16 protein-coding genes are annotated in these 20,436 nt (G+C 63.8%); 8 read left to right on the top strand and 8 right to left on the bottom strand.

Features of this window, described 5'->3' with window-relative positions:
- Positions 1–713: 713 nt before the first annotated feature.
- The 7 genes from IQ782_RS18110 to IQ782_RS18080 form a co-directional block, all read right to left on the bottom strand.
- Positions 714–4,808, bottom strand: a complete 4,095-nt coding sequence (locus IQ782_RS18110) for a CheR family methyltransferase (protein WP_194136076.1) — start codon at positions 4,806–4,808, stop codon at positions 714–716.
- Between the two features lie 16 nt (positions 4,809–4,824).
- Positions 4,825–5,208, bottom strand: a complete 384-nt coding sequence (locus IQ782_RS18105; protein WP_194136075.1) for a hypothetical protein — start codon at positions 5,206–5,208, stop codon at positions 4,825–4,827.
- Positions 5,209–5,520: 312 nt separating this feature from the next.
- Positions 5,521–6,321, bottom strand: a complete 801-nt coding sequence (locus tag IQ782_RS18100) for an SDR family NAD(P)-dependent oxidoreductase (RefSeq protein WP_194136074.1) — start codon at positions 6,319–6,321, stop codon at positions 5,521–5,523.
- A 2-nt stretch (positions 6,322–6,323) separates the two neighbouring features.
- Positions 6,324–7,244: a PPC domain-containing DNA-binding protein gene (locus IQ782_RS18095; RefSeq protein WP_194136073.1), complete on the bottom strand. Its 921-nt coding sequence runs from the start codon at positions 7,242–7,244 to the stop codon at positions 6,324–6,326.
- Between the two features lie 3 nt (positions 7,245–7,247).
- The gene (locus tag IQ782_RS18090; protein ID WP_194136161.1) at positions 7,248–8,849 is read right to left on the bottom strand and encodes an acyl-CoA synthetase; all 1,602 of its coding nucleotides are present in this window, start codon (positions 8,847–8,849) and stop codon (positions 7,248–7,250) included.
- A 5-nt stretch (positions 8,850–8,854) separates the two neighbouring features.
- A complete protein-coding gene (locus tag IQ782_RS18085; protein WP_194136072.1) occupies positions 8,855–10,027 on the bottom strand; it encodes an acetyl-CoA acetyltransferase in 1,173 nt (390 codons plus the stop codon).
- 55 nt (positions 10,028–10,082) lie between these two features.
- A complete protein-coding gene (locus IQ782_RS18080; RefSeq protein WP_194136071.1) occupies positions 10,083–10,880 on the bottom strand; it encodes an IclR family transcriptional regulator in 798 nt (265 codons plus the stop codon).
- A 196-nt stretch (positions 10,881–11,076) separates the two neighbouring features.
- On the opposite strand from IQ782_RS18080, the gene IQ782_RS18075 reads away from it, so the two are divergent.
- The 3 genes from IQ782_RS18075 to IQ782_RS18065 all read left to right on the top strand — a co-directional run bounded on the left by IQ782_RS18075 (position 11,077) and on the right by IQ782_RS18065 (position 14,103).
- The gene (locus tag IQ782_RS18075; RefSeq protein ID WP_240989384.1) at positions 11,077–12,108 is read left to right on the top strand and encodes a TRAP transporter substrate-binding protein; all 1,032 of its coding nucleotides are present in this window, start codon (positions 11,077–11,079) and stop codon (positions 12,106–12,108) included.
- Positions 12,109–12,247: 139 nt separating this feature from the next.
- Positions 12,248–12,736 (top strand): TRAP transporter small permease subunit, encoded by a 489-nt coding sequence (locus tag IQ782_RS18070; RefSeq protein WP_194136070.1) that lies wholly within the window; start codon positions 12,248–12,250, stop codon positions 12,734–12,736.
- A 32-nt stretch (positions 12,737–12,768) separates the two neighbouring features.
- Complete coding sequence (locus tag IQ782_RS18065; protein WP_240989382.1) at positions 12,769–14,103, top strand: TRAP transporter large permease; 1,335 nt, start codon at positions 12,769–12,771, stop codon at positions 14,101–14,103.
- 192 nt (positions 14,104–14,295) lie between these two features.
- Here IQ782_RS18065 and IQ782_RS18060 read toward each other — a convergent pair whose 3' ends face one another.
- The gene (locus IQ782_RS18060) at positions 14,296–14,481 is read right to left on the bottom strand and encodes a hypothetical protein (protein WP_194136068.1); all 186 of its coding nucleotides are present in this window, start codon (positions 14,479–14,481) and stop codon (positions 14,296–14,298) included.
- Positions 14,482–14,800: 319 nt separating this feature from the next.
- On the opposite strand from IQ782_RS18060, the gene IQ782_RS18055 reads away from it, so the two are divergent.
- The 5 genes from IQ782_RS18055 to IQ782_RS18035 are packed head-to-tail and all read left to right on the top strand — an operon-like array spanning position 14,801 to position 20,386.
- Positions 14,801–15,820 (top strand): substrate-binding domain-containing protein, encoded by a 1,020-nt coding sequence (locus IQ782_RS18055; protein ID WP_194136067.1) that lies wholly within the window; start codon positions 14,801–14,803, stop codon positions 15,818–15,820.
- Between the two features lie 54 nt (positions 15,821–15,874).
- Entirely contained in the window at positions 15,875–17,404 is a 1,530-nt protein-coding gene (locus IQ782_RS18050) for a sugar ABC transporter ATP-binding protein (RefSeq protein ID WP_194136066.1), read from the top strand.
- A gap of 12 nt (positions 17,405–17,416) precedes the next feature.
- Entirely contained in the window at positions 17,417–18,424 is a 1,008-nt protein-coding gene (locus tag IQ782_RS18045; protein ID WP_338092607.1) for an ABC transporter permease, read from the top strand.
- A complete protein-coding gene (locus tag IQ782_RS18040; protein WP_194136065.1) occupies positions 18,421–19,401 on the top strand; it encodes a sugar-binding transcriptional regulator in 981 nt (326 codons plus the stop codon). The genes IQ782_RS18045 and IQ782_RS18040 overlap by 4 nt, the downstream gene beginning before the upstream one ends.
- Positions 19,391–20,386 (top strand): aldo/keto reductase, encoded by a 996-nt coding sequence (locus tag IQ782_RS18035; protein ID WP_194136064.1) that lies wholly within the window; start codon positions 19,391–19,393, stop codon positions 20,384–20,386. The genes IQ782_RS18040 and IQ782_RS18035 overlap by 11 nt, the downstream gene beginning before the upstream one ends.
- Positions 20,387–20,436 lie beyond the last annotated feature (50 nt).

Genomic DNA, 20,436 nt, shown 5'->3' with positions numbered 1-20,436 from the left:
GCGGGCCAGATTTCGATGCCCGCAAAGCTCTCTTCGACGACTTGGGGAATGATCAACGCGGGTGCGTGCACAGGTGGGCAGAGATGACCTTGCCAATAGCGAGGTCAGGCTTGAGGCCCGAAGTTACAAACCATTCCCGATCGGGCCGAAGGTGGTGCGTCGGTCAGCGCGACTCCCTCCAGTGCCGAAGCGCATGCGCTTGTGTGGCGGCCCTGCACGCTGACCTTCGCAATGCCCTGCCACGAACGATGCCGAACCTTGGCAGAGCAAAAGCTGCTCCGAGGGCGGCAGGGAATGAGATCACCTCAATTCTCCTGCGAGCCTCGTGACAGCTCCCACCGATGCGTTTTGGCGCTTCGCGAATTCATCCCCAAACTCGCCTTCTGAAATGCGAGAATGGCTTCCGCCAATGTGCCGTCACGCACCGATTATCGGAGCCTCTCAGGCCTTCGAGACAGGACCATTGACCGTCGTCAATCAGGCGGGCTGTTCTGGCGACAAACCGCCGTCACTGCACCGGCCAAGCGGATCCTGGGTTCGACGAGCGCCGTGAAGACAGCGGGAGCCAGCGATTTGCTCGAGACTGTGAGTCCGCGGCGAGCCGCCCAATCCGGATGCCGCGACCTCGGCTGAAAGCGCGCCGAACCAGACCCAGTGTTTGGTTTGACGACCTGTCAGCGCCCGGCACGTATCTCTGATTTCCCTTCGACGGGTCAGGCCTGCCGCAAGGCCGCATGGATCGCGGCAGCGAGCTCTGCGCGGGTGTAGGGTTTAGGCAAGATTGCAGGCGTGATGTCCGTTTGCGATGCGGCGTCACCTTCTGCCTCGGACAGATACCCAGATGTCAGAACGACCGGCACAGCTGGTCGCTCCTTCCGCACCCATCGGCCCAGGTCGAAGCCGTTCAGATCTCCCGGCATGACGACGTCACTGAACACCGCCGCAATGTCTTCCGATGCCTGCAGGCAGGCGATCGCTTCGGCAGCGTTGGCCGCCAAAAGCGTCCGGTAGCCGAGCGAAGCCAAACTTTCTTTGGTGGCCAGGCGCAGAGCCTCATCGTCTTCGACCACGAGGATTATCTCGCCCTCGCCCCGTTGCGCGACGCGATTTTCGGCATTTTGCGGAAGCGGCTGATCGACATCGGTGGCGCGGGGCAGAAAGACCCGGACCGTGGTCCCCAGCTCGGGCTGGCTCTGGATGCTCAGGAACCCACCGAGTTGACGCGCAAAGGCCTGAACGCTGAAAAGACCAAGCCCCGTTCCCAACCCATCCGACTTGGTCGAGAAAAACGGAGAACGCGCTTGGGACAGGACGTCCTTTGCCATCCCGTGTCCATTGTCACTGACCGAGACACAGACGTAGTCTCCGGGTGAGATGTCTCCGATCTCTTTGGCCCGTTCGGCCTCCAGCGTTGCGTTGTGTGCCCTGACGGTGATCGTTCCGCCCTTTGGCATCGCGTCACGGGCGTTCAGCACGAGATTGAAGAGCAAATTGCTGACGTCGGCGGGATCGGAAAGGATCGGCCAGAGGTCTGGCTCCAATACCACCTTCAGCGCGATTTGCTCCCCCAAGGCGCGGTCAAGCAGGTTGCAGGCTTGCTCGATCTGACCATCGACATGGATCACCCGTGGCTCCAACGCGGACTTTCCGTTCAACGAAAGGAGCCGGCGATTGAACCCTGCACCGAGTTCTGCCGCGCTCACTGCGTTCTGCAGAAGTGCCTTCGTCGCCTCGTCCGCAACACGCAGGTCGGCCAATTCGATATTCGCGAGGATGACCGTCAGAACATTGTTGAAGTCATGCGCAACGGCACCGGCCAGTCGTCCGATGGTATCAAGCCGCCGCGCGTGCGCCAATTCCTCGGCGGCATCGTGCCATTCGGTGATATCGCTTGCCGCTCCGAACCACTCGATGATCTCCCCGGTCTCATTTAGGATGGGAACGGCCCTGGAATGGGTCCAGCCGAAGCTGCCATCTGGCTTTCTGACCCGGTGTTCGAATTCGAACACCTCCTTCTTGTTCACGGCCTTGTCGATGCTGGCCTTGAGCAATGGCTGGTCGGTCGGCTCGATGTATTCTGCGAGCCACGTGTTGCTCGGTTCATCCATGTCCCGGATAACACCGTTGCCGTCGACCTCACGCATTTCGGACCAGTCCGGGCTCATACGATAGACCGCATAGGACGTGGCATTTACCAGCGCCCGGAATTTCTCGTCTGCCCGCCGCAGGGCAAGTTCGGCACGGCGCAGGCGGCTCACGTCGATGAAGGAGACAACCACGCCCTCGATCTTGTCATCGAGCGTCCGATAAGGGCGCAACCGGATGAGAACCCGCTCTTCCGTGCCCTTCGAAACTTCCCGCTCGATCAGCTCGAGGTCGCCGAGCACGGAGCGCGCGTCCTCGGCCAGGCTTGCGTAGTCGAGTTTGTGGGTGAAGTCGGTGATGTACCGTCCGGTGTCGGAAGCCGTGATATTCAGGTAGCGACCCACCTCGGGGGTAAGAAGCCTGATCCGCAACTGCGCGTCGAGAAAGAGCGTGCCACCCTCGGTGGCGGCAATAAGGTTCTTGAGATCAGAGTTGGTCTCGGACAGGGTCTCGACCTTCGCCCCCAGTTCCTTGTTGAGCGCGCGCAGCTCTTCGTTCATCGAAACAAGCTCTTCGCGCGACGTCTCCAGTTCTTCCGACGTCGAGCGATACTCCTCGTTGATCGACTGAAGTTCCTCGTTTGCGGCGAGCAGTTCCTCGTTGGTCGCCTCGTAGTCAGCCCTGCTCGACCGCAGTTGTTCCTGTGCGACCTCCAGCTCCTCGTAGAGCCGGGTCATAATCTGGTCCGTCGGTTCATCCGTGCTCGCGAGATGAACCGCACCCTCGAGCGGGGTGAGCGAGGCGCCTTCGTTGAAGATGACAAGCGCCTCGCTGACCTTGTGATCTCGCTGTACCGGTCGAACGTTCAGCACGACGCGGTGAGACCCGTTTTCGAAGGGCACGGCAATCGGCAGACTGATGCTCGGCGTATTGTTCTCGAAAGCCTGATGCAGCGCCCGGCGCAGGTCCAGGCGCAACTCGGGAAGGATTGTCTGCATCAGGCTGGTGGTGGGTATCCCGCCCGGATGGTGCAGGTATCTTCCTGCCGTGTCAGAGAGGTGCAGAATGCGATAGTCGGCATCCACCACAAGACTCGGCGGCGCCAGAGTTTCAAGGACCTGCCGGTGTTGCGCGGCTTCGCCTTGCCCAGCGTTCGAATTGGAAGTCCCAGCGTCACGCCTCGGAAATCCGACAAAATGCTGCGGTGCCGCCTGAGGAAGCGGGATCTGCTCGGCCGCACGCGAGACTGCCTGATAAAGGCGTGCCTTCTGGTCGACGACCCGGAAGAGTTCCGGCTCGCTTTCGATGGTTTCTGCCGAGCCGAGGAAGAGGTAGCCTTCGGGCTTCAGAGCAAAGTGCAGCGTCGCCATCACACGCCGCTGCGCCACGCGCTTCAGATAGATCAGCATGTTCCGGCAACTCACGAGGTCGATGCGGGAAAACGGCGGGTCCTTCAGCATATTGTGCTCGGCGAAGATCACCAAGTCCCGGACGGCCTTGCGGATCCGGTAGGTGTTGCCTTCGCGGGAAAAGAAGCGCTGAAGACGCTCCGAAGAGACATCGGCTTCGATTGTGGTTGGATACACGCCCTCGCGTGCCGTGACGATGGCCGCGGAATCCAGATCAGTCGCGAAAATCTGGATTTCGGGTCGCACGCCGGATTCCTGCACCTGCTCGAGGAGCAAGATGGCCAGCGAATATGCCTCCTCGCCGGTGGCGCAACCGGCCACCCAGATACGGATCGGACCCGCTTCCGGAGGCCGCTGCGTCAAGTCCCGAAGGACGCGCTCCGACAGGAGCCGGAACGCGGCGTCGTCGCGGAAGAACATGGTCACCGAGATCAGGAAGTCTCCAAGCAGCGCCTGAGCTTCCTGCGGCGTCGCCTCGAGGAACTCCAGATAGGCCTTGGCGTCTTCGATCCGATTGATCTCCATTCTGCGCGAGATCCGCCGCAGGATCGTCGCAGGCTTGTAGTCGAGGAAATCTTGCCCAGTGCGGGCCCGGAGCAGCACGAGGATACGGCGGAGCGTTTCCTCTTCGGTATCCGCCATTTCGCGCGGACCAAGCCTATTCCTCGACTCGATCAACTCTGCAAGTTTCCGGGCAAGCCCCGCCACCGGAAGCACGACATCCGCACACCCGGTGGCTATCGCGGCCTTGGGCATCGAGTCGTGCTGCGCCTCCTTCGGGTCCTGGACCATCACGACCCCGCCGGCTTCCTTGATCGCCCTCACGCCCATTGCGCCATCGGCGCCGCCGCCAGACAGGATCAGGGCAAACCCGTCGCGGTGCTGGTCCGCCAGCGAGCGGAAAAATGCGTCGATCGGCGCGCGTTGCCCGCGCGGTGCCCCGAAAGGCCGGCTTTCGACGGTGTCATCCGTCGCCACGATCTCTCGATCCGGAGGAATGACGTAGACTCGGTTCCTCACGAGTTGGTGGCGTCCGGACACCGCCACCACTTCCATGTCCGTGTGGTGCGACAGGATCGTGGAGAGTTCACTGGGCTGGGTCGGATCGAGATGCGAAATGATCACGAAGGCCACCCCCAGATCAGGCGGCAGGGCATCGAACAGATCGCTCAGCGCGGTGAGGCCCCCTGCCGAGCTACCAATGGCCACTGTCACGATCCGCATGTGGGTCGTCCGGTCTGCGCGGGCTTCAACCTTGGAAGCCGAGGAGGCCGCTTCGCGACCCGCTTTCCGGCGCTGATCATTTTTCTTCATTTTCGAAGCTTCTGTTTTATCGCCGCGCCAATACCAACGGTGTTTGCTCATGATAGCGGCGCAGCGGGACACGCAAAAGCCGTTCCGAAAGCAACCGATTGTATCTACGTTCTTGTGCGATTTGTGCCGCCGCGCAGAATATCCCGCAAGAGCTTGTTGTCCGCCACGGCGCTGCCGCGCGACTGAAACCGGCGCGCAAGATTTGTAAACGCACGCTCTGTGCGCGTTTCTTGAAGCGCCCCCCTATTTTCCTGCGCCGGTAGGGACGCCGACCGATTTTCTCCATCATCGTTTCGCGGGGAACCTCGCCCGCTGTTCTCCAGCCGGGCCGTTTGCGAGGCGTGTTGTCGCGCTGGTCGCAGAGCCGCTTCACCCCGAGTTCGGTCACGACCGGTTTCATGCGCCATGCCTTTCTTCGCCGAGACGATCAACTGGTTGACGATCTGCTTGGGGGTCCGGCCATTCTTGATCCGCTCGACACCTTGATTTCGAAGCTGCCAATGCGGGATCAGCGCGCTGTCGGTTGCGAGCGCGGCGCAGTCCGCCCCGAGGCCGGCGGAGTTGACCGCGCCCGCGAGGCGACCATGATACGTCGGCAGGCACCGCGAAGCCGATCCCAGAGGCGGCTCCCGTGATCGACACGGTATGGCCGATCATACCCTCTTCTCCCCGGCCCGTTTGGGCAGCGCCCCGAAGCGACATGCACTGGCTGTCAACGAACCCGGCACGATAGACCGCCGTCGACGGGCAGAAGCACCCCGTTTATGTACTTGGCGCCGTCCGATGCGAGGAAGACCGAGGCATTTGCGATGTCCCAAGCGTCCCCCATCTTGCCCGTGGGGCTCATTGCGTCACGCTCCGCGATCTGCTTGTCGATCGACCCGTGGTGGCCCTGCATCTCCTTGTTGGCATGGATCAGCGGGGTGTTGATCAGGCCGGGAAGGATCGCGTTGCAGCGCAGCCCTTCCGCCGCATGACGCAGCGCGATGGCGCGGGTCAGGTGGTTCACCGCCGCCTTGGAGGCGAAGTAGCTGGACATATCGTACTCCGAGATGCGTATCCCCGCGAGCGAGGAGATATTGGTGATCACCCCCTGCCCGCGCGACACCATGTGCGGAATGACATGACGGCAGGCGAGGAAGACGCTCTTAACGTTTACGTCCATGGCCTTGTCCCAGGCGTCGAGGTCCAGATCCGTGGTGCCGCCGAACTGCGCCAGCCCTGCATTGTTGTGCAGGATGTCGATTGCCCCGAACGCCCGGAGGGTCGCGGCAACCGCTGCGGCAACCTGGGCGTCGTCCGTGACGTCGCCCTCGAGCGCGATCGCCCGGCCGCCTTCCGCCTCGATGATCTGAGCGGTTTCCTCGGCAGCGGCGCGCCGCAGGTCGACGCAAGCCACCTGGGCTCCGGCCCTTGCATAGGCGACGGCCGCGGCCTTGCCGTTGCTCCAGCCTTCACCGGCCGATCCTGCGCCGAAAACGAGCGCGACGCGGCCTTCAAAATTGATGTTCATGGTCACTTTCCGTGGTCTCCACCTTCGTCGTCCGTCCAGCGGTCGAAGAGCATGAGCAATTCGAAGGTCACGCAGACGGGTCCACCGCCATGGACCAGGCTCCCGCGCCAGACGTCCTGCTCGGGGTCCACGCAGATCACAGGCAGCGCAGGACAGCGCCCCTCCGCGATCTGCGCCCCCGGCGCCAGCAGCACCTCCGAGATCGGCGACGGCATCGCAGGTGCGTCCGAGAAGTCCGCGCCGATCAGGCTGCCCAGTCCGATCAGCCTGGCATCGCGGGCACCCAGCTCGCCTGCCACCGCCTCGAGCGCGGTGCAGAGGTCCTCATGCGGACGCACCGTCACCAGCGCCGCCGTGGTCGCGCAAGTCAACTCGGCGCCGTCGCGCGCGTGGAACAACGGAAAATTGGTCTCGGGGTCGGTCGCGACTTCCAGCAGCGCGCCGCGCAACACATGTCCGGTCGCCGAAGCATTCTCCGCGACCAGGCATTTATCGCAGAGAAGATGCCCCATCCGCGGGGTCCCGTCCGGCTCGGTCCAGAGCGCGTGGCAATGCGCGAACCACTGCCCGTCGCGGCGGCCGACGGTCACCGTGGCGCACTCCAGGACCGCCGGCGGGGAAACATATGTGTCGCTGTACCAAGCGGCATGGCGTTCATCGCGTGCCCCGGCCGGAATGACGTAGACCACCTCCTGCAGCCGCAGTCCGCTCAGGTCGATGACCGCCGTCTCGGCCGCGTGGTCGGCGGCGAGGCGATCCATCTCAGAGGTGAGCGCCGCGAGCAGATCGAGATCCGACGTCAGCAAGAACTGCGCCGGAACCGCGTCACAGGCGCGCGCCGTGCTGCGGTCCGCTGCCTCAGGTCCCGGATGGCGCAGGCGAGTTCGGCTGTCGCTGCCGGGGATGGCTGTGCGTGTCGTCATGGCTCAGCCCTTTCCATGGGCGGCACCGGGCAACAGACTGCGGGCCTGCAATTCGTCCCGGATCAGCTTCTTGGTGACCTTCCCGTAGGCGGTCTTCGGCATCTCATCGAGGAAGACGTAGTATTGCGGGATCTTGTAGCGCGAGACACGCCCTTCGAGGTGCCCGTTCAGATCGGCATCCGTCAGCCTGAACCCCGGTTGCGCCACGCAGGTACAAAGCCCGACCTCGCCCCAGGTCTCATCCGGCACGCCGATGATCGCGACCTCGTCCACGCCGGGGAAGGTCAGCAACACCTCCTCGACTTCCCGCGGATAGACGTTCGAGCCGCCGGAGATGTACATGTCAGACGCCCGCCCGGTGATGTAGAGATACCGCTGCGCGTCCAGATGCCCGAGGTCCCCCGTGCGGAACCAACCCTTGAGGAAGGCTTTGCGGTTGGCCTCCGGGTCGTTGAAATAGCCGGCGAAGACGGCGGGCCCGACGACGCAGATCTCGCCGGTCTGCTCCGGCCCGAGGATGTCTCCCGCATCGTTCTGGATGGTGATCTCGATGCCGGTGCGTTCGACCCCGCAGGTGCCGGGACGGGCATCCGCCTCGTCGGCCTCGTGGTGATCGTCGGGACGCAGCACCGTGATGGCCCCGGTGACCTCGCCGAGGCCGTAGTATTGCACCAGGACGTTGCCGAGGGTCTTGAGCGCGCGCTTCTGATCCTCGCGATACATCGGTGCACCGGCATAGACCACGTAGCGCAGGCTCGCATGGTCGCGGAGGTGCACGTCGGGATGCTCGACCAGCATCTTCACGATGGTCGGCACGGTGAACATGTTCGACACGCGCCAGGTCTCGATGAGCTCCCACGCCACCGCCGGATCGAACCGGCCGCGCGGGAGGATCACGCTCTTTGCCCCGGCGGCGATCTGGGTCATCTGGTGCATGCCCGCGCCGTGGCTGATCGGCGCGACCACGAGGCTGGCGTCCCCCCTCCCGGTGCCGGGCATCAGGTCATTGAGGTGGTTGAGCGTGGTGAAGGTCAGCTGGCCCTGGGTCAGCACCACCGCCTTGGGCCGGCCGGTCGAGCCCGAGGTGAAGAAGAGCCAGGCCGGATCGTCGCGCGACACCTCTGCGTTGGGCACGTGCTGACCCATGTAGGTGTCGATCAGCGCCTCGTAACTCTGCCCGGCCGGGCTTTCGCCGATCGTGATGACGCCGTCGATCATCTCACGGCAGGCGGCGATGTGGTCGCCGAAACCTGCCTCGGCGATCATCAGCCGGGCGCCGGACTTCGAGCACTGGAAGGCCACCTCATCGGGGCTTTGCCGGAAGTTGGCGGGCGTCCAGACCGCGCCGATCCGGAACACCGCCATCATGATTTCCATCATCTGGTTGTTGTTCGCGGATTGCACCAGCACCCGGTCGCCCTTGACAATGCCGAAGTCCCGCACCATGGCGTGTGCCAGCGCGCTCACCCTTGCGTCGAACGCGCGCCAGGACCACGTCCCGCCCTCGAAGACGATGGCAATCTCATCGGACATCTGCTGGGCATTCCGGGTCAGGAAGTGCGCCATGTTGGGCACGCGCGTGCTGGTGGGCCAGTCCATGGTCATGTCGTTCACTTCACGCGCTCCAGGATCGAGGAATAGTTGGTCACGGCGGCCCCGCCCATGTTGAAGACACCGGCCACCGTGGCACCGGGCAACTGCATGTCCCCGGCCTCGCCGGCGAGTTGCATCGCGGCCATGACGTGCATCGAGACGCCGGTCGCGCCCAGCGGATGACCCCGTGACTTCAGCCCGCCCGACAGGTTCACCGGAAGGCGGCCGCCGCGCTGGGTGAGGCCCTCGCGGATCACGTCGCCGCCGCGTCCGCGCTCGGCGAGCCCCATCGCCTCGTATTCGATCAACTCGGCGATGGTAAAACAGTCATGGGTTTCCACGAGGTCGAGGTCGTCGAGCGTCATGCCCGCCTGTGCCAGAGACGACGCCCATGCGCGGGCGGCCCCGGCGAACTCGGTCATGTCCCGACCCGACAGCGCCATGACGTCCTGCGCCTGGCTGTGCGCGCGGAAGGCGATCGCGCGATTGAGCTTGTTCGCCGTCGCCGCATCGGCAATCACCAGCGCCGCGGCACCGTCCGAGATGGGGGAGCAGTCGGTGCGGCGCAGCGGACCGGCCACGATCGGGTTCTTGTCGCTGACGTCATTGCAAAAGGCGACGCCCAGATCCTTGCGGAAATGCGCGTAGGGGTTGTGCATGCCGTTGGCGTGGTTCTTGGCGGCGATCATCGCGAGCTCTTCGGAGCGGTCTCCGTAGCGCTGGAAGTATGTCTCGGCGATATGGCCGAACACCCCGGCGAACCCCGGTGTGAAATGACCTTCCTCGGGCATGTAGCTGCCCTTGATCATCAGCGCGGCGGCCTCCTGCGGCGCGACCGTGGTCATCTTCTCGGCGCCGATGACCAGCGCCACACGGCCCCGCCCCGCGTTCACGAAATCAAGCGCCGCATACAGCGCCGCAGAGCCGGTCGCGCAGGCGCTCTCGAAGCGCGCGGAGGGTGTCAGCGCGAGGCCCGGCATGGCCATGCCCACGAGGCCGGCCTCGAAGGACTGCGCGAGAAAGCCGTTATTGTAGACGCCGAGGAAGACACCATCGACATCGGCTTCGGCGAGTCCGGCATGTGCCAGCGCCCCGGGGGCGACCTCTGCGATGAGCGTTTGCAGGTCAGCCGCTTCTGACTGGCCGAATTTGCCATGGGCCCAGCCCACGATACGGGCATCGTTTGCCATAGTTCTCCTCCATTGATCTCTGGTCTGTGTCGCAGCGGCGCCGCCGCCCGGACGATCAGGTCTTCCGCTGGGCCGCGAGCCTGCGGGTCACCGCGGCGGATTCGCGCTTCAGCATCGCAACGATCTCGGGTTGCCGGTCTTCGCCCATGCGGGAATCGAGCGCCGCGATCGACAGCGAGCCGACCACGACACCGGCGGGATCGAAGACCGCCACGCCGATCGCCCAGGAACTGGCCATGCGCACGCCGGGGTTCAGCGACCATCCACGCGCCCGCGCGCGGGCGAGTTCCTCGCCCAGCCATGCCTGCGTGAAGTTCGGGTAGCTCCGCTCCACCTCCGGACGGGTGTCGGCCAGTATCTCGGCCGCCTCGGCCTCCGGCAGGCTGGCGAGTATCGCCATCGAGCCCGCGCCGAGTCCGAGCGGATGCCGGTCGCCCGCCTGCAGGATGAGGTTGCGGATCGGAAAGGCCCCCTCCTCGCGATGCAGGCAGACCGAGTAGGACCCGCGCCGCAGCGACACGAAGCTGCTGTCCTCGCTCTCGCGCGACAGGGCGATCAGGCTGTCCTGCGCCGCCCCCACCAGATCGAAGCGCCGGGCGGCCATGACCCCAAGCACCTGCGCCTCGGGCCCGAGCGCGTAGCCGCTGCCGGCTTCCTGCTCGACGAGACCCGCGCGCATCAACGCCAGCATCAGGCGGCGCACGGTGGGGCGACTCAGCCCGGTTGCGGCAACCAGCTCGGTCATCGAGACCTGCGCGCCCCCGCCGGAGGCGACAAGCGACAGAAGCCCGAGGGCCCTGTCCACGCTCTGTGCGCCACCCGAATCTCCGACCGCGCTATTTTCTGTATCCATATTGTGGACCTCCCATATTGCTGAATGATGGCCGCCGAAAGCTCCTATTTCAAGAGAGAAATGAAGAACGAATGCTTTTCTCCAGATTTCCTGTTTACGAGCGCATCAGGTTTGGCTTACGTTTTTTGGAGTTCAATATCCATATTATGGACGTTCGCTCTAGAGGAGATCGCGAACGATCTAGGGAGGAAGACAGATGACAGACAGACTTCTTGTTGCCATGGCAGCCGCGGTCGGCACCCTCATGGCCCCCGGCGCCCAAGCAGAGACGCTCGACATGCAGAGCGTCTACCCGTCGTCGCTGCCGGTCATCGGCACCGCCGCGCTGCGCCTGGTGGACCAGGTGGAGACGCTCACCGGCGGCAGCCTTGAGCTTACCTTCCACGAACCCAATGCGATCGTCAGCGGCGGCGAGATGTGGGACGCAATCTCCACCGGCGCGGTCGACGCGGGGTGGTACACGCCGGGATTTGCCGAGGCGATCATCCCCGCCGCGACCATCTTCACCGCCGTTCCCTTCGGGCCGGATGTGCGTGAGTACAGCGCCTGGTGGTACCACGGCGGCGGCCAGGAGATCTGGACCGAGATCACCGCGCCCTACGAGATCCACACGGAACTCTGCGGTGTCCTCGCCCCCGAGGCGTCCGGCTGGTTCGCCAAGCCGATCGAGTCGCCTGAGGATCTTGCCGGCCTGAAGATGCGGGCGTTCGGTCTGGTCGCGCAGGTGATGAGCAAGCTCGGCGTGCAGGCGCAGTCGCTGCCGCCCTCGGACACCATGACCGGTCTTCGCCTCGGCACGATCGACGCCGCGGAGATGGCCTTCCCCGCCATCGACAATGCGCTCGGGATGGCGGAATACGCGAAGCACTATTACTTCCCCGGCTGGCATCAGCAGAATTCGCTGCTGACCTTCATCGTCAACCAACACGTCTGGGATGACTTGGACGAGCAGCAGCGCGCGGCTATCCAGAATGCCTGCGCGGCCAATGTGACCTACATGCTCGCCGAGGGTGAGGCGATCCAGGTCGCGGCGCTCGAGGACCTGGCAGATCAGGGCGTCGAATTCCACACCTGGAATGACGAGATGATGGACTCCTTCCAAGCAGCCTGGGGCGAGGTGGTCAAGGAGCAGGTCGCCGCGGACAAGGACTTCGCGCGCGCCTGGGAAAGCCTCTCGGAGTTCCGCCAGAACTTCAAGCTCTGGTCCGATCGCGCCTACATCCGCTGACGCTTCGTCCTCCCCATACACCACACAATGCGGTGCGGCGGCCCTTTGGAGAGCAAGGGGTGCGCTGCGCGGCAGAACGGATCCCGCTATGCTAACTCTCTTGAGACTGGCAGATCTGCTGTCCGTCCCGTGCCGGATCGTGGCACGTGGATGCGGCTGGCTGCTGCTGCTGCTGATAGTCGTCATTCTTTATGACGTCTTCGGGCGGCGCTTCTTCGATACCGGCTCGTTCAAGCTCCAGGAACTGGAGTGGCACATCCATGGCGCCATCGCCGTCCTCTGCTTCGGCTGGGCCTACATTTGCAATGCCCACGTCCAGATCGACCTGTTCGCGTCGAAGATGACCTCGGCAACACGGTTGAAAATCGAACTCGCCTGCATCGTCTTCCTGCTCATCCCCTTCATGCTCTTCCTGATCTGGTTCGGAACCGATTTCGCGCATCGCGCTTACATTCGCGGCGAAGGCAGCCCCGGCGGCATGGGACTTCCCAACCGCTGGATCATCAAGGCCGCGATTCCGATCGGCGCGGCGCTGACAATTCTCGGCTCGGTTACCGTCGCGCTGCGCTGCATCGTCGCCCTGCGTCGCCCCGACCTGATCAAGACACCCTGGCTCGAAACGCTATGACTGACTTCCTCGCTGAAATCCTACCTCTGGGTATGTTTGTTGTGCTCGTGCTGGGCATGTTTTCCGGTGCGCCGGTGGCCGTCGTCCTGATGGGCGTCAGCCTGATTTTCGGGCTCCTCGCCATTGCCCTCGGAGAGATGCGCCTCGTCCACCTCTCGCTGATCCCCAGCCGGGTCTACTCGGGCACGATGGAAAACGCCGTCTTGATCGCGGCACCAATGTTCATCCTGATGGGGGTCCTGCTCGAGAAGACGCGGGTCGCCGAGGACCTGCTGATCACGCTCCAGCGCCTGCTGCGCCGCGTGCCCGGTGGGCTTGCGTTGGCGGTGACGCTGATGGGAACGATCCTCGCGGCGGCCACGGGCATCATCGGCGCCTCGATCGTGATGCTGACCTCCATGGCGCTGCCGACCATGATCCAGCGCGGATACGACAAGGGCCTCGCGGCGGGCACCATCGCCTCGGCAGGGACGCTTGGCATCCTGATCCCGCCGTCGATCATGCTCGTCTTCATGGGCAACCTGCTGTCGATTTCCCTCGCAAGGCTCTTCGTCGCGGCGCTCGTCCCGGGGCTGATGCTTTCGGCGCTCTACATCCTCTACATCGTCGTGCGGACAACGCTGCAACCCTCTCTGGCGCCAAGGCAACCCGCCGAGCCACCGGCCGCGGAAAGCCCGGGCCTCTTCCGCGAGACGATGGTCTCGGTGCTGGCGCCGCTGGTCCTGATCCTGTCGGTGCTCGGAACCATTCTCGGGGGGATCGCCACGCCGACCGAGGCCTCCGGGATCGGGGTTGCCGCCGCCCTGCTGCTTGGCCTGCTGCGCGGACGCCTGACGATGCCCGTGTTGAACAGCGCATTGAGCAGCTCCGTCCTGTCGCTGGCGATGCTTTTCTTCATCTTCGTTGGCGCGACGTCGTTTTCCTACGTCTTCCGGAAGGTCGGCGGCGAGGAATTCATCCTCGAACTGGCGCACGCCCTGCCGATGGGGAACTGGGGCCTGCTGATTTCGATGATGGTGATGATCTTCGCGATGGGCTTCTTCTTCGACTGGATCGAGATCACGCTGATCATGCTGCCGATCTTCGCTCCGATCGTGAAAACGCTCGATCTTGGTGGACACCTTCCGCAGGAAGAGATGATCTATTGGGTGGCGATCATGGTCACCATCAATCTACAGACCTCCTTCCTCACGCCCCCCTTCGGCTTCGCGCTCTTCTACCTCAAGGGCGCATCGGGCGGTCTGCTTGCCATGCGGGACATCTATCGTGGCGTGGTGCCCTTTGTACTGCTCCAGATTTTCGCGCTAGGCTTGGTGATGACCTTCCCGGAGCTGGCCATGTGGCTCCCGAACAACCTGCTGGAATGAGGACAGGCCGGTGAGCTGGCCTCAGGTCGCCAAGGGTGAGCAGCCTACCGACGCAAGGCGCTCACCCCACTCGACTACCGCAAAGAAACGGCTTTAGTGAGCGCAAGAGTTTCTTACCCAGCCTAGGGCGCGAGGCGGGATCTTCCCGGCAATGGTCATCTTCACCGAGAAGATCGCGACACTGCTTCGCGCTCACACGGCAAGCGCGAGAACGGCGAGGGAATAGGCGCTGCCTTCGACAACGCCGCCGCTTGCCCCGCCTGTCACGAGTGACGGTGTTTCTTCAATTTTGGGCTCGGACGCTGCCAGGTTGGTGCCTTCCATTGGCGCGCAGGGCTGGGCGAACGACAGCTGACCAGGCACGAGCATTCCCTTCATTCAGGGAGGTCCAACAACAATTGGGCCGAGATCGGTGCACCAGCGGTCCGGATCGCTTCAAAGGGACTGTATCTGGCAGAGCTCCGCTTTCATGATCTGAAAATTGGTGGAGGTACCGGCTACCTACCGCCCCACTCTGACTCTTCGTGAAATAAATTGCAGCAAAGAAGAAAAATTTCACGGAGCGTTGACCGACGCCGAGAGCCCTGACTATCGTCACCTTGCGCAAGAAATTGCGGGTCGTGAAATTACTTGCGGGGAGGCAAGTGCTCACGCACCGAAACCCCTGGCGTCTGCCAGGGTCATTTGGGAGGACAACATGAGACAATCCGCTATTGCCGTGGCTCTGGCCCCGGCACTCACTGCGCTATCGCTTGCAACCGCAAGCCCGGCGACGGCTCAGGAGGGTCTGCACTGCGCTCCGGGCGAGACCTATATCATGAACGTCATGGTGTCCGGCCACCCCTATTGGGTGCCGGTCTACCAGGGCTTCAAGCAGGCGGCCGACGCCTTCGGCTGCGAAACGGTATTCTCTGGCACACCCGACTACGACATCACCAAGCAGATCGCTTCTTTCGAGCAGGACATGGTGAAGCAGCCCTCGGGCATCCTGGTGCATCCGATGCAATCGGATCCGTTCATCGAGCCGATCAACCGCGCCATCTCGGATGGCACGCAGGTGGTGACCTTTGCGGCGGATTCCCCGAAATCCAACCGCAGCGCCTATATCACCTCCGACAACCTGGCCGAGGCGAAATTCGCCGCCGAGGAGATCGTCAAGCAGATCGGCGAGACGGGCCAATACGCGGTTCTGGAGAATCCGGGTCAGTCCAACCATGACCTCCGCGTGACTGCCCTGATCGACTACATGCAGCAGCACTATCCGGGCATGGAACTTGTCGGTCGTCAGGCCACCAATCAGGACAGCACAGCCGCCTATCGTGCGACCGCGTCGATCCTGCAGGCCAATCCCGAGCTGGGCGCGATCTGGATCCCCGAGGCGGGGTCCGCGGAGGGCGCCGTTGCGGCGATCCTCGAGGCCAAGTCGGACGTGCTGGTCATGCATGCGGATATCACTCCGGCCACGCTCGAGCACATCAAGGCCGGCAATATCCACATGGCGCTGAACCCCAACCAGGGCATGCAGGGCTTCATGGGGTTCATGGCCACCTTCATGGCGGCGCATTCCGAAGTCTTCGATCCGTTCAACGACTACCGGACCTCGGGTTACAACCCGGTGCAGATCCCCTTCATCGACAACGGATTTGCCGTGATCACGAAGGAAAATGCCGACAGCTTCGATCTGAACACCTACATGCAGGGCCGCGACCCGGCATGACCCATGCGGCGGGCCGTTCGGGCCCGCCTCACCGCCCCTATCCGAGGCCCTCTGATGCACGACGACGTGATCCTTAAAATCTCCAATGTCAGCAAGTCCTTCGGCCCGGTGCGCGCGCTGAGGGGCGTCAATTTCGAGCTGCGCCGCGGCGAGGTCCATGCACTCGCCGGAGAGAACGGCGCGGGGAAATCCACGCTGATGAACATCATCGACGGAATCCTCCAGCCCGACGGCGGCGAGATCCTCTGGGAGGGTGAGCCGGTCCGCATCTCATCACCAAGCGCCGCGCAGCAGCTGGGGATTGGGCTGGTGCATCAGGAAATCGCGCTCTGTCCCGATATTTCGGTGGCCGAGAACATGTTCATGGCGGTCACCAACCGGAGCCGCCGCCTTCTCATGGATGTGGGCGCGCTCAAGCAGAAAGCCCGCGCCGTGCTGGGGCAGCTGTGCGATATCGATCCGGGCGCGATCGTTCGGGACCTGCCGATCTCGCACCAGCAACTGGTCGAGATCGCCAAGGCGCTGACGCTCGACTGCAAGGTCCTGATCCTCGACGAGCCGACCGCCGCGCTGACAGAACGCGAGGCGCAGACCCTTTTCGGGATCATGCGCAGACTGTCTGCGCAGGGCATCTCGATCATCTACATCTCGCACCGGATGGTCGAGATCTTCGACAATTGCGACCGCGTCTCCGTGTTTCGGGACGGTCAGTACATCACCACCGCAGAGATTTCCGAGATCACACCCTCGGGCGTCGTCAACGCGATGGTCGGCAGGGAGATCGGCACGCTTTATCCGCCCAAGCAGGCGGCAGAGACGCGAACTGACGAGGTGATCTTCGAGGTCAGGGATTTGACCGAGAAAACACGGTTCAAGGACGTGTCCTTCGCGCTGCGCAGCGGAGAAATCCTCGGCATCGCGGGTCTGATCGGCTCGGGGCGGAGCGAAATCGTCAAGGGCATCTGCCGCCTTGAAGGCGACGTCTCGGGCACCGTTCTGCTAGACGGCGAGCCGCTGAAACTGCGCCACTACGGCGACAGCATCGCGGCTGGCCTCGTCTATCTGTCCGAAGACCGAAAGGGCGATGGCCTGTTCCTGGAACGCTCCATCGCGGAGAATGTCTCGGCATTGGATCTTGGGCGTGTCTCCACCCCGTCGGGATTGATCGAGACCGAAAGGGAAATGGAATTGGCCCGAAGTCTGGGAGCGAAACTCAACCTCAAGTTCGGGCGGCTCTCGGACCCGGTCTCTTCCCTGTCGGGAGGCAACCAGCAGAAGGTGGCGATCGCGAAGATGCTCTCGGTCAATCCCCGGCTGATCTTCCTCGATGAGCCGACCCGCGGCGTGGATGTCGGTGCCAAGTCCGAGATTCACCGGATCCTGCGGGAACTTGCCTGCGAGGGCGTCGGAACCGTGGTGATCTCCTCCGAGCTGCCCGAGCTGATCGGGCTCTGCGACCGCGTGCTGGTGGTGCGCGAGGGTTGCATCGCTGGCGAAGTAGCCGGTGACGCGATGACCGAAGAAAACATCATGCGCCTGGCCTCGGGCCTCGAGACCGCCCCGCAACCGACACTGAATGCCTGAGGAAGACCGATCGTGGAAAACTCAATCGAACTGACCGCAGCCGCCAAGCAGGGAGCCAACCCGGTGAAGAAGTTTCTCAGGATGCGCGAAACCGGGCTGATCCTGATCATCCTGGCGCTCTTCGTCGCCATGTCCTTCGCATCGCCCTACTTCCTGACTTGGGTGAACATGCGCGCGATGGTCATGGCCTTTGCGGTCGAAGGCATCGTGGTGGTCGGCATGACGATCCTGCTGATCTCGGGCGGCATCGACCTCTCGGTCGGGTCGGTCACCGCGCTTGCGATGGTCATCGCCGGATCGCTCTTCCTTGCGGGAGTCGACCCCTGGCTGGCCTCGCTGGTGGCCATCGCCGCCTGCACCGGGATCGGGGCCTTCATGGGCTTCTTCGTGACCCGGATCGGGCTGCACCATTTCATCGTCTCGCTGGCGGTGATGGTGATCGCGCGCGGGGCCTGCCTTCTCTTCACCGGCGGTCGTCCGCTGGGACTGTTCTCGCTGCCGCCGGAGTTCAAATTCATCGGTCAGGGCTCGATCGGGCCGGTGCCACTGGTGATCATCGTCTTCCTGGTGGTGGTCCTGTGCTTCGACTTCATGCTCCGGCGCAGCACCGCGTTCCGCAAGGTGTTCTACACCGGCAGCAACGAGAAGGCCGCGGCCTATTCCGGGATCCGGACCAAGCGGGTGATCTTCCTCACCACGACGCTCTGCTCGACGCTTTGCGGCATCGCCGGGATCATCTACATGGCCCGCTTCGGCTCGGCCCAACCCACTTTCGGCCTGGGCATGGAACTCAACGTGATCGCCGCCGCGGTGATCGGCGGGGCCAGCCTCAACGGGGGCTCCGGTACGATCTTCGGCGCGATCCTCGGCGCGGCGCTGCTCTCGGTGGTGTCGAGCTCTCTCGCGCTGCTCGACGTCTCGGTCTACTGGCAGGACATCATCCGCGGGTCGATCCTGCTCACAGCTGTTTCCATCGACCACTACCTGAACAAGAAGCGCGACGCGGGGGGCAAGGCATGACCGAACCCTCTCCCGACTTCGAACTGATCCGCCAGATTCACACCGTGCTCGTGCTGCACTTCGTGGAGGGGCTGAAGCAGTCCGAGATCGCCGCGAAGCTCAACCTGTCGACTTCGAAGGTGAACCGGCTGATCGCGCAGGGCCGCAGGCTCGGCATGGTGCAGATAGACATCAAGAGCCCGTTCCAGCGCCTTGCGGACATCGAACAGAATTTGGTGGCGTCGACCGCGCTCGACGCGGCACGGGTGACCCCCACGGTCTCGGGCAACGCCGACACCACGCTTCACCAGGTTGGCCGCGCCGCAGCCAACCTCCTGCTCGAGACCCTGCGCGACGGCGATGTCATCGCGATCACGGGCGGCAAGGCGGTCAGCGCGGTCGTCGAGAACCTGTCGCCCGAGCAGCCGCTCAACGTCACCGTCGTGCCGCTCACCGGCGGGGTGCAGGGCAAGTTCTACACGGATGTGAACCATCTCGTGACGCGCATGGCCGAACGGCTCGGCGGCAAGCCGATCCTGATCCACGCGCCGCTCTTTGCCGAGAACCGGGCGCAGCGGGACATGCTGACCGGCATGGCGCCGATCAAGCAGGTCTTCGACCTTGCGCGCACCGCCAATGTCGCGCTCACCGGCATCGGCTCGGTCGAGCCGCGCGGATCGAGCTACTACGACCTCAATCCGGTGCCCGAGGCTGATCGCAAGATGCTCGTGGGCATGGGGATCGCCGCCGAGTTCATGGCGCATCTGATCGGCATCAACGGGCAGGTGGCGGACTACGAGCGCAACCAGCGCCTCGTGGCCCTGCATCCGCATGACACGGCGACCTGCCGCACCGTGATCGGCGTCGCTTCCGGCGTGCAGAAGGCGCGCCCGATCCAGGCGGTGCTGAACGGTAAGCTTCTGAATTCACTTGTAGTTGACGAGGAGACTGCTGCCGCGGTCCTCGCGCAGATGAAAGGGTCTGAACATGCCGCATGAGATGCTGACGCGCCAAATCGGAAGATCGGGGATCGAGGCTTCGGTGATCGGGCTCGGGACATGGGCGATCGGCGGCTGGATGTGGGGCGGCACCGAAGAGGCCGCCTCGATCGCAGCCATCCAGGCCTCTGTCGACGAGGGTGTGACCCTGATCGACACGGCGCCCGCCTATGGCCAGGGTCTGGCCGAGGAGATTGTCGGCAAGGCCCTTGTCGGCCGGCGCGACAAGGTGGTGCTGGCGACCAAATGCGGGCTGGTGTGGCACACGACGAAGGGCAATCACTTCTTCGACTACGACGGCCAGCCGGTGCATCGCTACCTTGGCAAGGACGCGATCATTCACGAAGTGGAACAGAGCCTGAAGCGGCTCAGGACCGACCGCATCGACCATTACATCACCCATTGGCAGGATCCGACCACTCCGATCGACGAGACGATGGAAGCGCTCGAGTCCCTGAAGGCGCAGGGCAAGATCCGCTCCATCGGTGCCAGCAACACCACCCCGGCGGACGTCACGGCCTATCTCGCCGCGGGCCAGCTCGACGCGGTGCAGGAAGAGTACAGCATGCTCAAGCGCGATCTCGAGCAATCGCTGCTGCCGCTCTGCCGCGAGAACGGGGTCTCGGTGCTGAGCTACTCGTCGCTCGCGCTCGGGCTGCTCAGTGGCAAGGTCGGGCCGGACCGGGTCTTTTCCGGAGACGACCAGCGCCGGGACAATCCGCGGTTCTCGCAGGGCAACCGGCGCAAGATCGCGGATTTCATGGAGAAGATCGCGCCCATCGCCGAGGTGCATGGCGCGACCCTGGCGCAAGCTGTGATCGCTTGGACCGTGCAACAGCCCGGCATCACCTTCTCGCTTTGCGGCGCGCGCACCGCGGAACAGGCCCGCGAGAATGCGGCCGCGGGCCGCATTCGCCTGCAGCCGGAGGAGCTTACGGCGATTTCCACCGCCGCGGCGCGCCACCTCATCGACCTCGACGGCTGACCGCCCGAAACCCGCCGAACCATCCAGCGCCGGAGAGCTTCTCCGGCGAA

Source organism: Salipiger mangrovisoli (genome assembly GCF_015223355.1).
GTDB classification, from domain to species: domain Bacteria; phylum Pseudomonadota; class Alphaproteobacteria; order Rhodobacterales; family Rhodobacteraceae; genus Salipiger; species Salipiger mangrovisoli.
The sequence above is the reverse complement of the archived record's forward strand: the minus strand, read 5'-3'. Positions and strand labels throughout refer to the sequence as shown.

Coding starts and splice junctions, on each gene's coding strand:
- IQ782_RS18040 (WP_194136065.1), top strand. CDS start 18,421: ATGACCGAACCCTCTCCCGACTTCGAACTGATCCGCCAGATTCACACC.
- IQ782_RS18065 (WP_240989382.1), top strand. CDS start 12,769: ATGTTTGTTGTGCTCGTGCTGGGCATGTTTTCCGGTGCGCCGGTGGCC.
- IQ782_RS18080 (WP_194136071.1), bottom strand. CDS start 10,880: ATGGATACAGAAAATAGCGCGGTCGGAGATTCGGGTGGCGCACAGAGC.
- IQ782_RS18095 (WP_194136073.1), bottom strand. CDS start 7,244: ATGACGACACGCACAGCCATCCCCGGCAGCGACAGCCGAACTCGCCTG.
- IQ782_RS18035 (WP_194136064.1), top strand. CDS start 19,391: ATGCCGCATGAGATGCTGACGCGCCAAATCGGAAGATCGGGGATCGAG.
- IQ782_RS18110 (WP_194136076.1), bottom strand. CDS start 4,808: ATGAAGAAAAATGATCAGCGCCGGAAAGCGGGTCGCGAAGCGGCCTCC.
- IQ782_RS18105 (WP_194136075.1), bottom strand. CDS start 5,208: ATGAAACCGGTCGTGACCGAACTCGGGGTGAAGCGGCTCTGCGACCAG.
- IQ782_RS18060 (WP_194136068.1), bottom strand. CDS start 14,481: ATGAAGGGAATGCTCGTGCCTGGTCAGCTGTCGTTCGCCCAGCCCTGC.
- IQ782_RS18085 (WP_194136072.1), bottom strand. CDS start 10,027: ATGGCAAACGATGCCCGTATCGTGGGCTGGGCCCATGGCAAATTCGGC.
- IQ782_RS18100 (WP_194136074.1), bottom strand. CDS start 6,321: ATGAACATCAATTTTGAAGGCCGCGTCGCGCTCGTTTTCGGCGCAGGA.
- IQ782_RS18050 (WP_194136066.1), top strand. CDS start 15,875: ATGCACGACGACGTGATCCTTAAAATCTCCAATGTCAGCAAGTCCTTC.
- IQ782_RS18075 (WP_240989384.1), top strand. CDS start 11,077: ATGACAGACAGACTTCTTGTTGCCATGGCAGCCGCGGTCGGCACCCTC.
- IQ782_RS18055 (WP_194136067.1), top strand. CDS start 14,801: ATGAGACAATCCGCTATTGCCGTGGCTCTGGCCCCGGCACTCACTGCG.
- IQ782_RS18090 (WP_194136161.1), bottom strand. CDS start 8,849: ATGACCATGGACTGGCCCACCAGCACGCGCGTGCCCAACATGGCGCAC.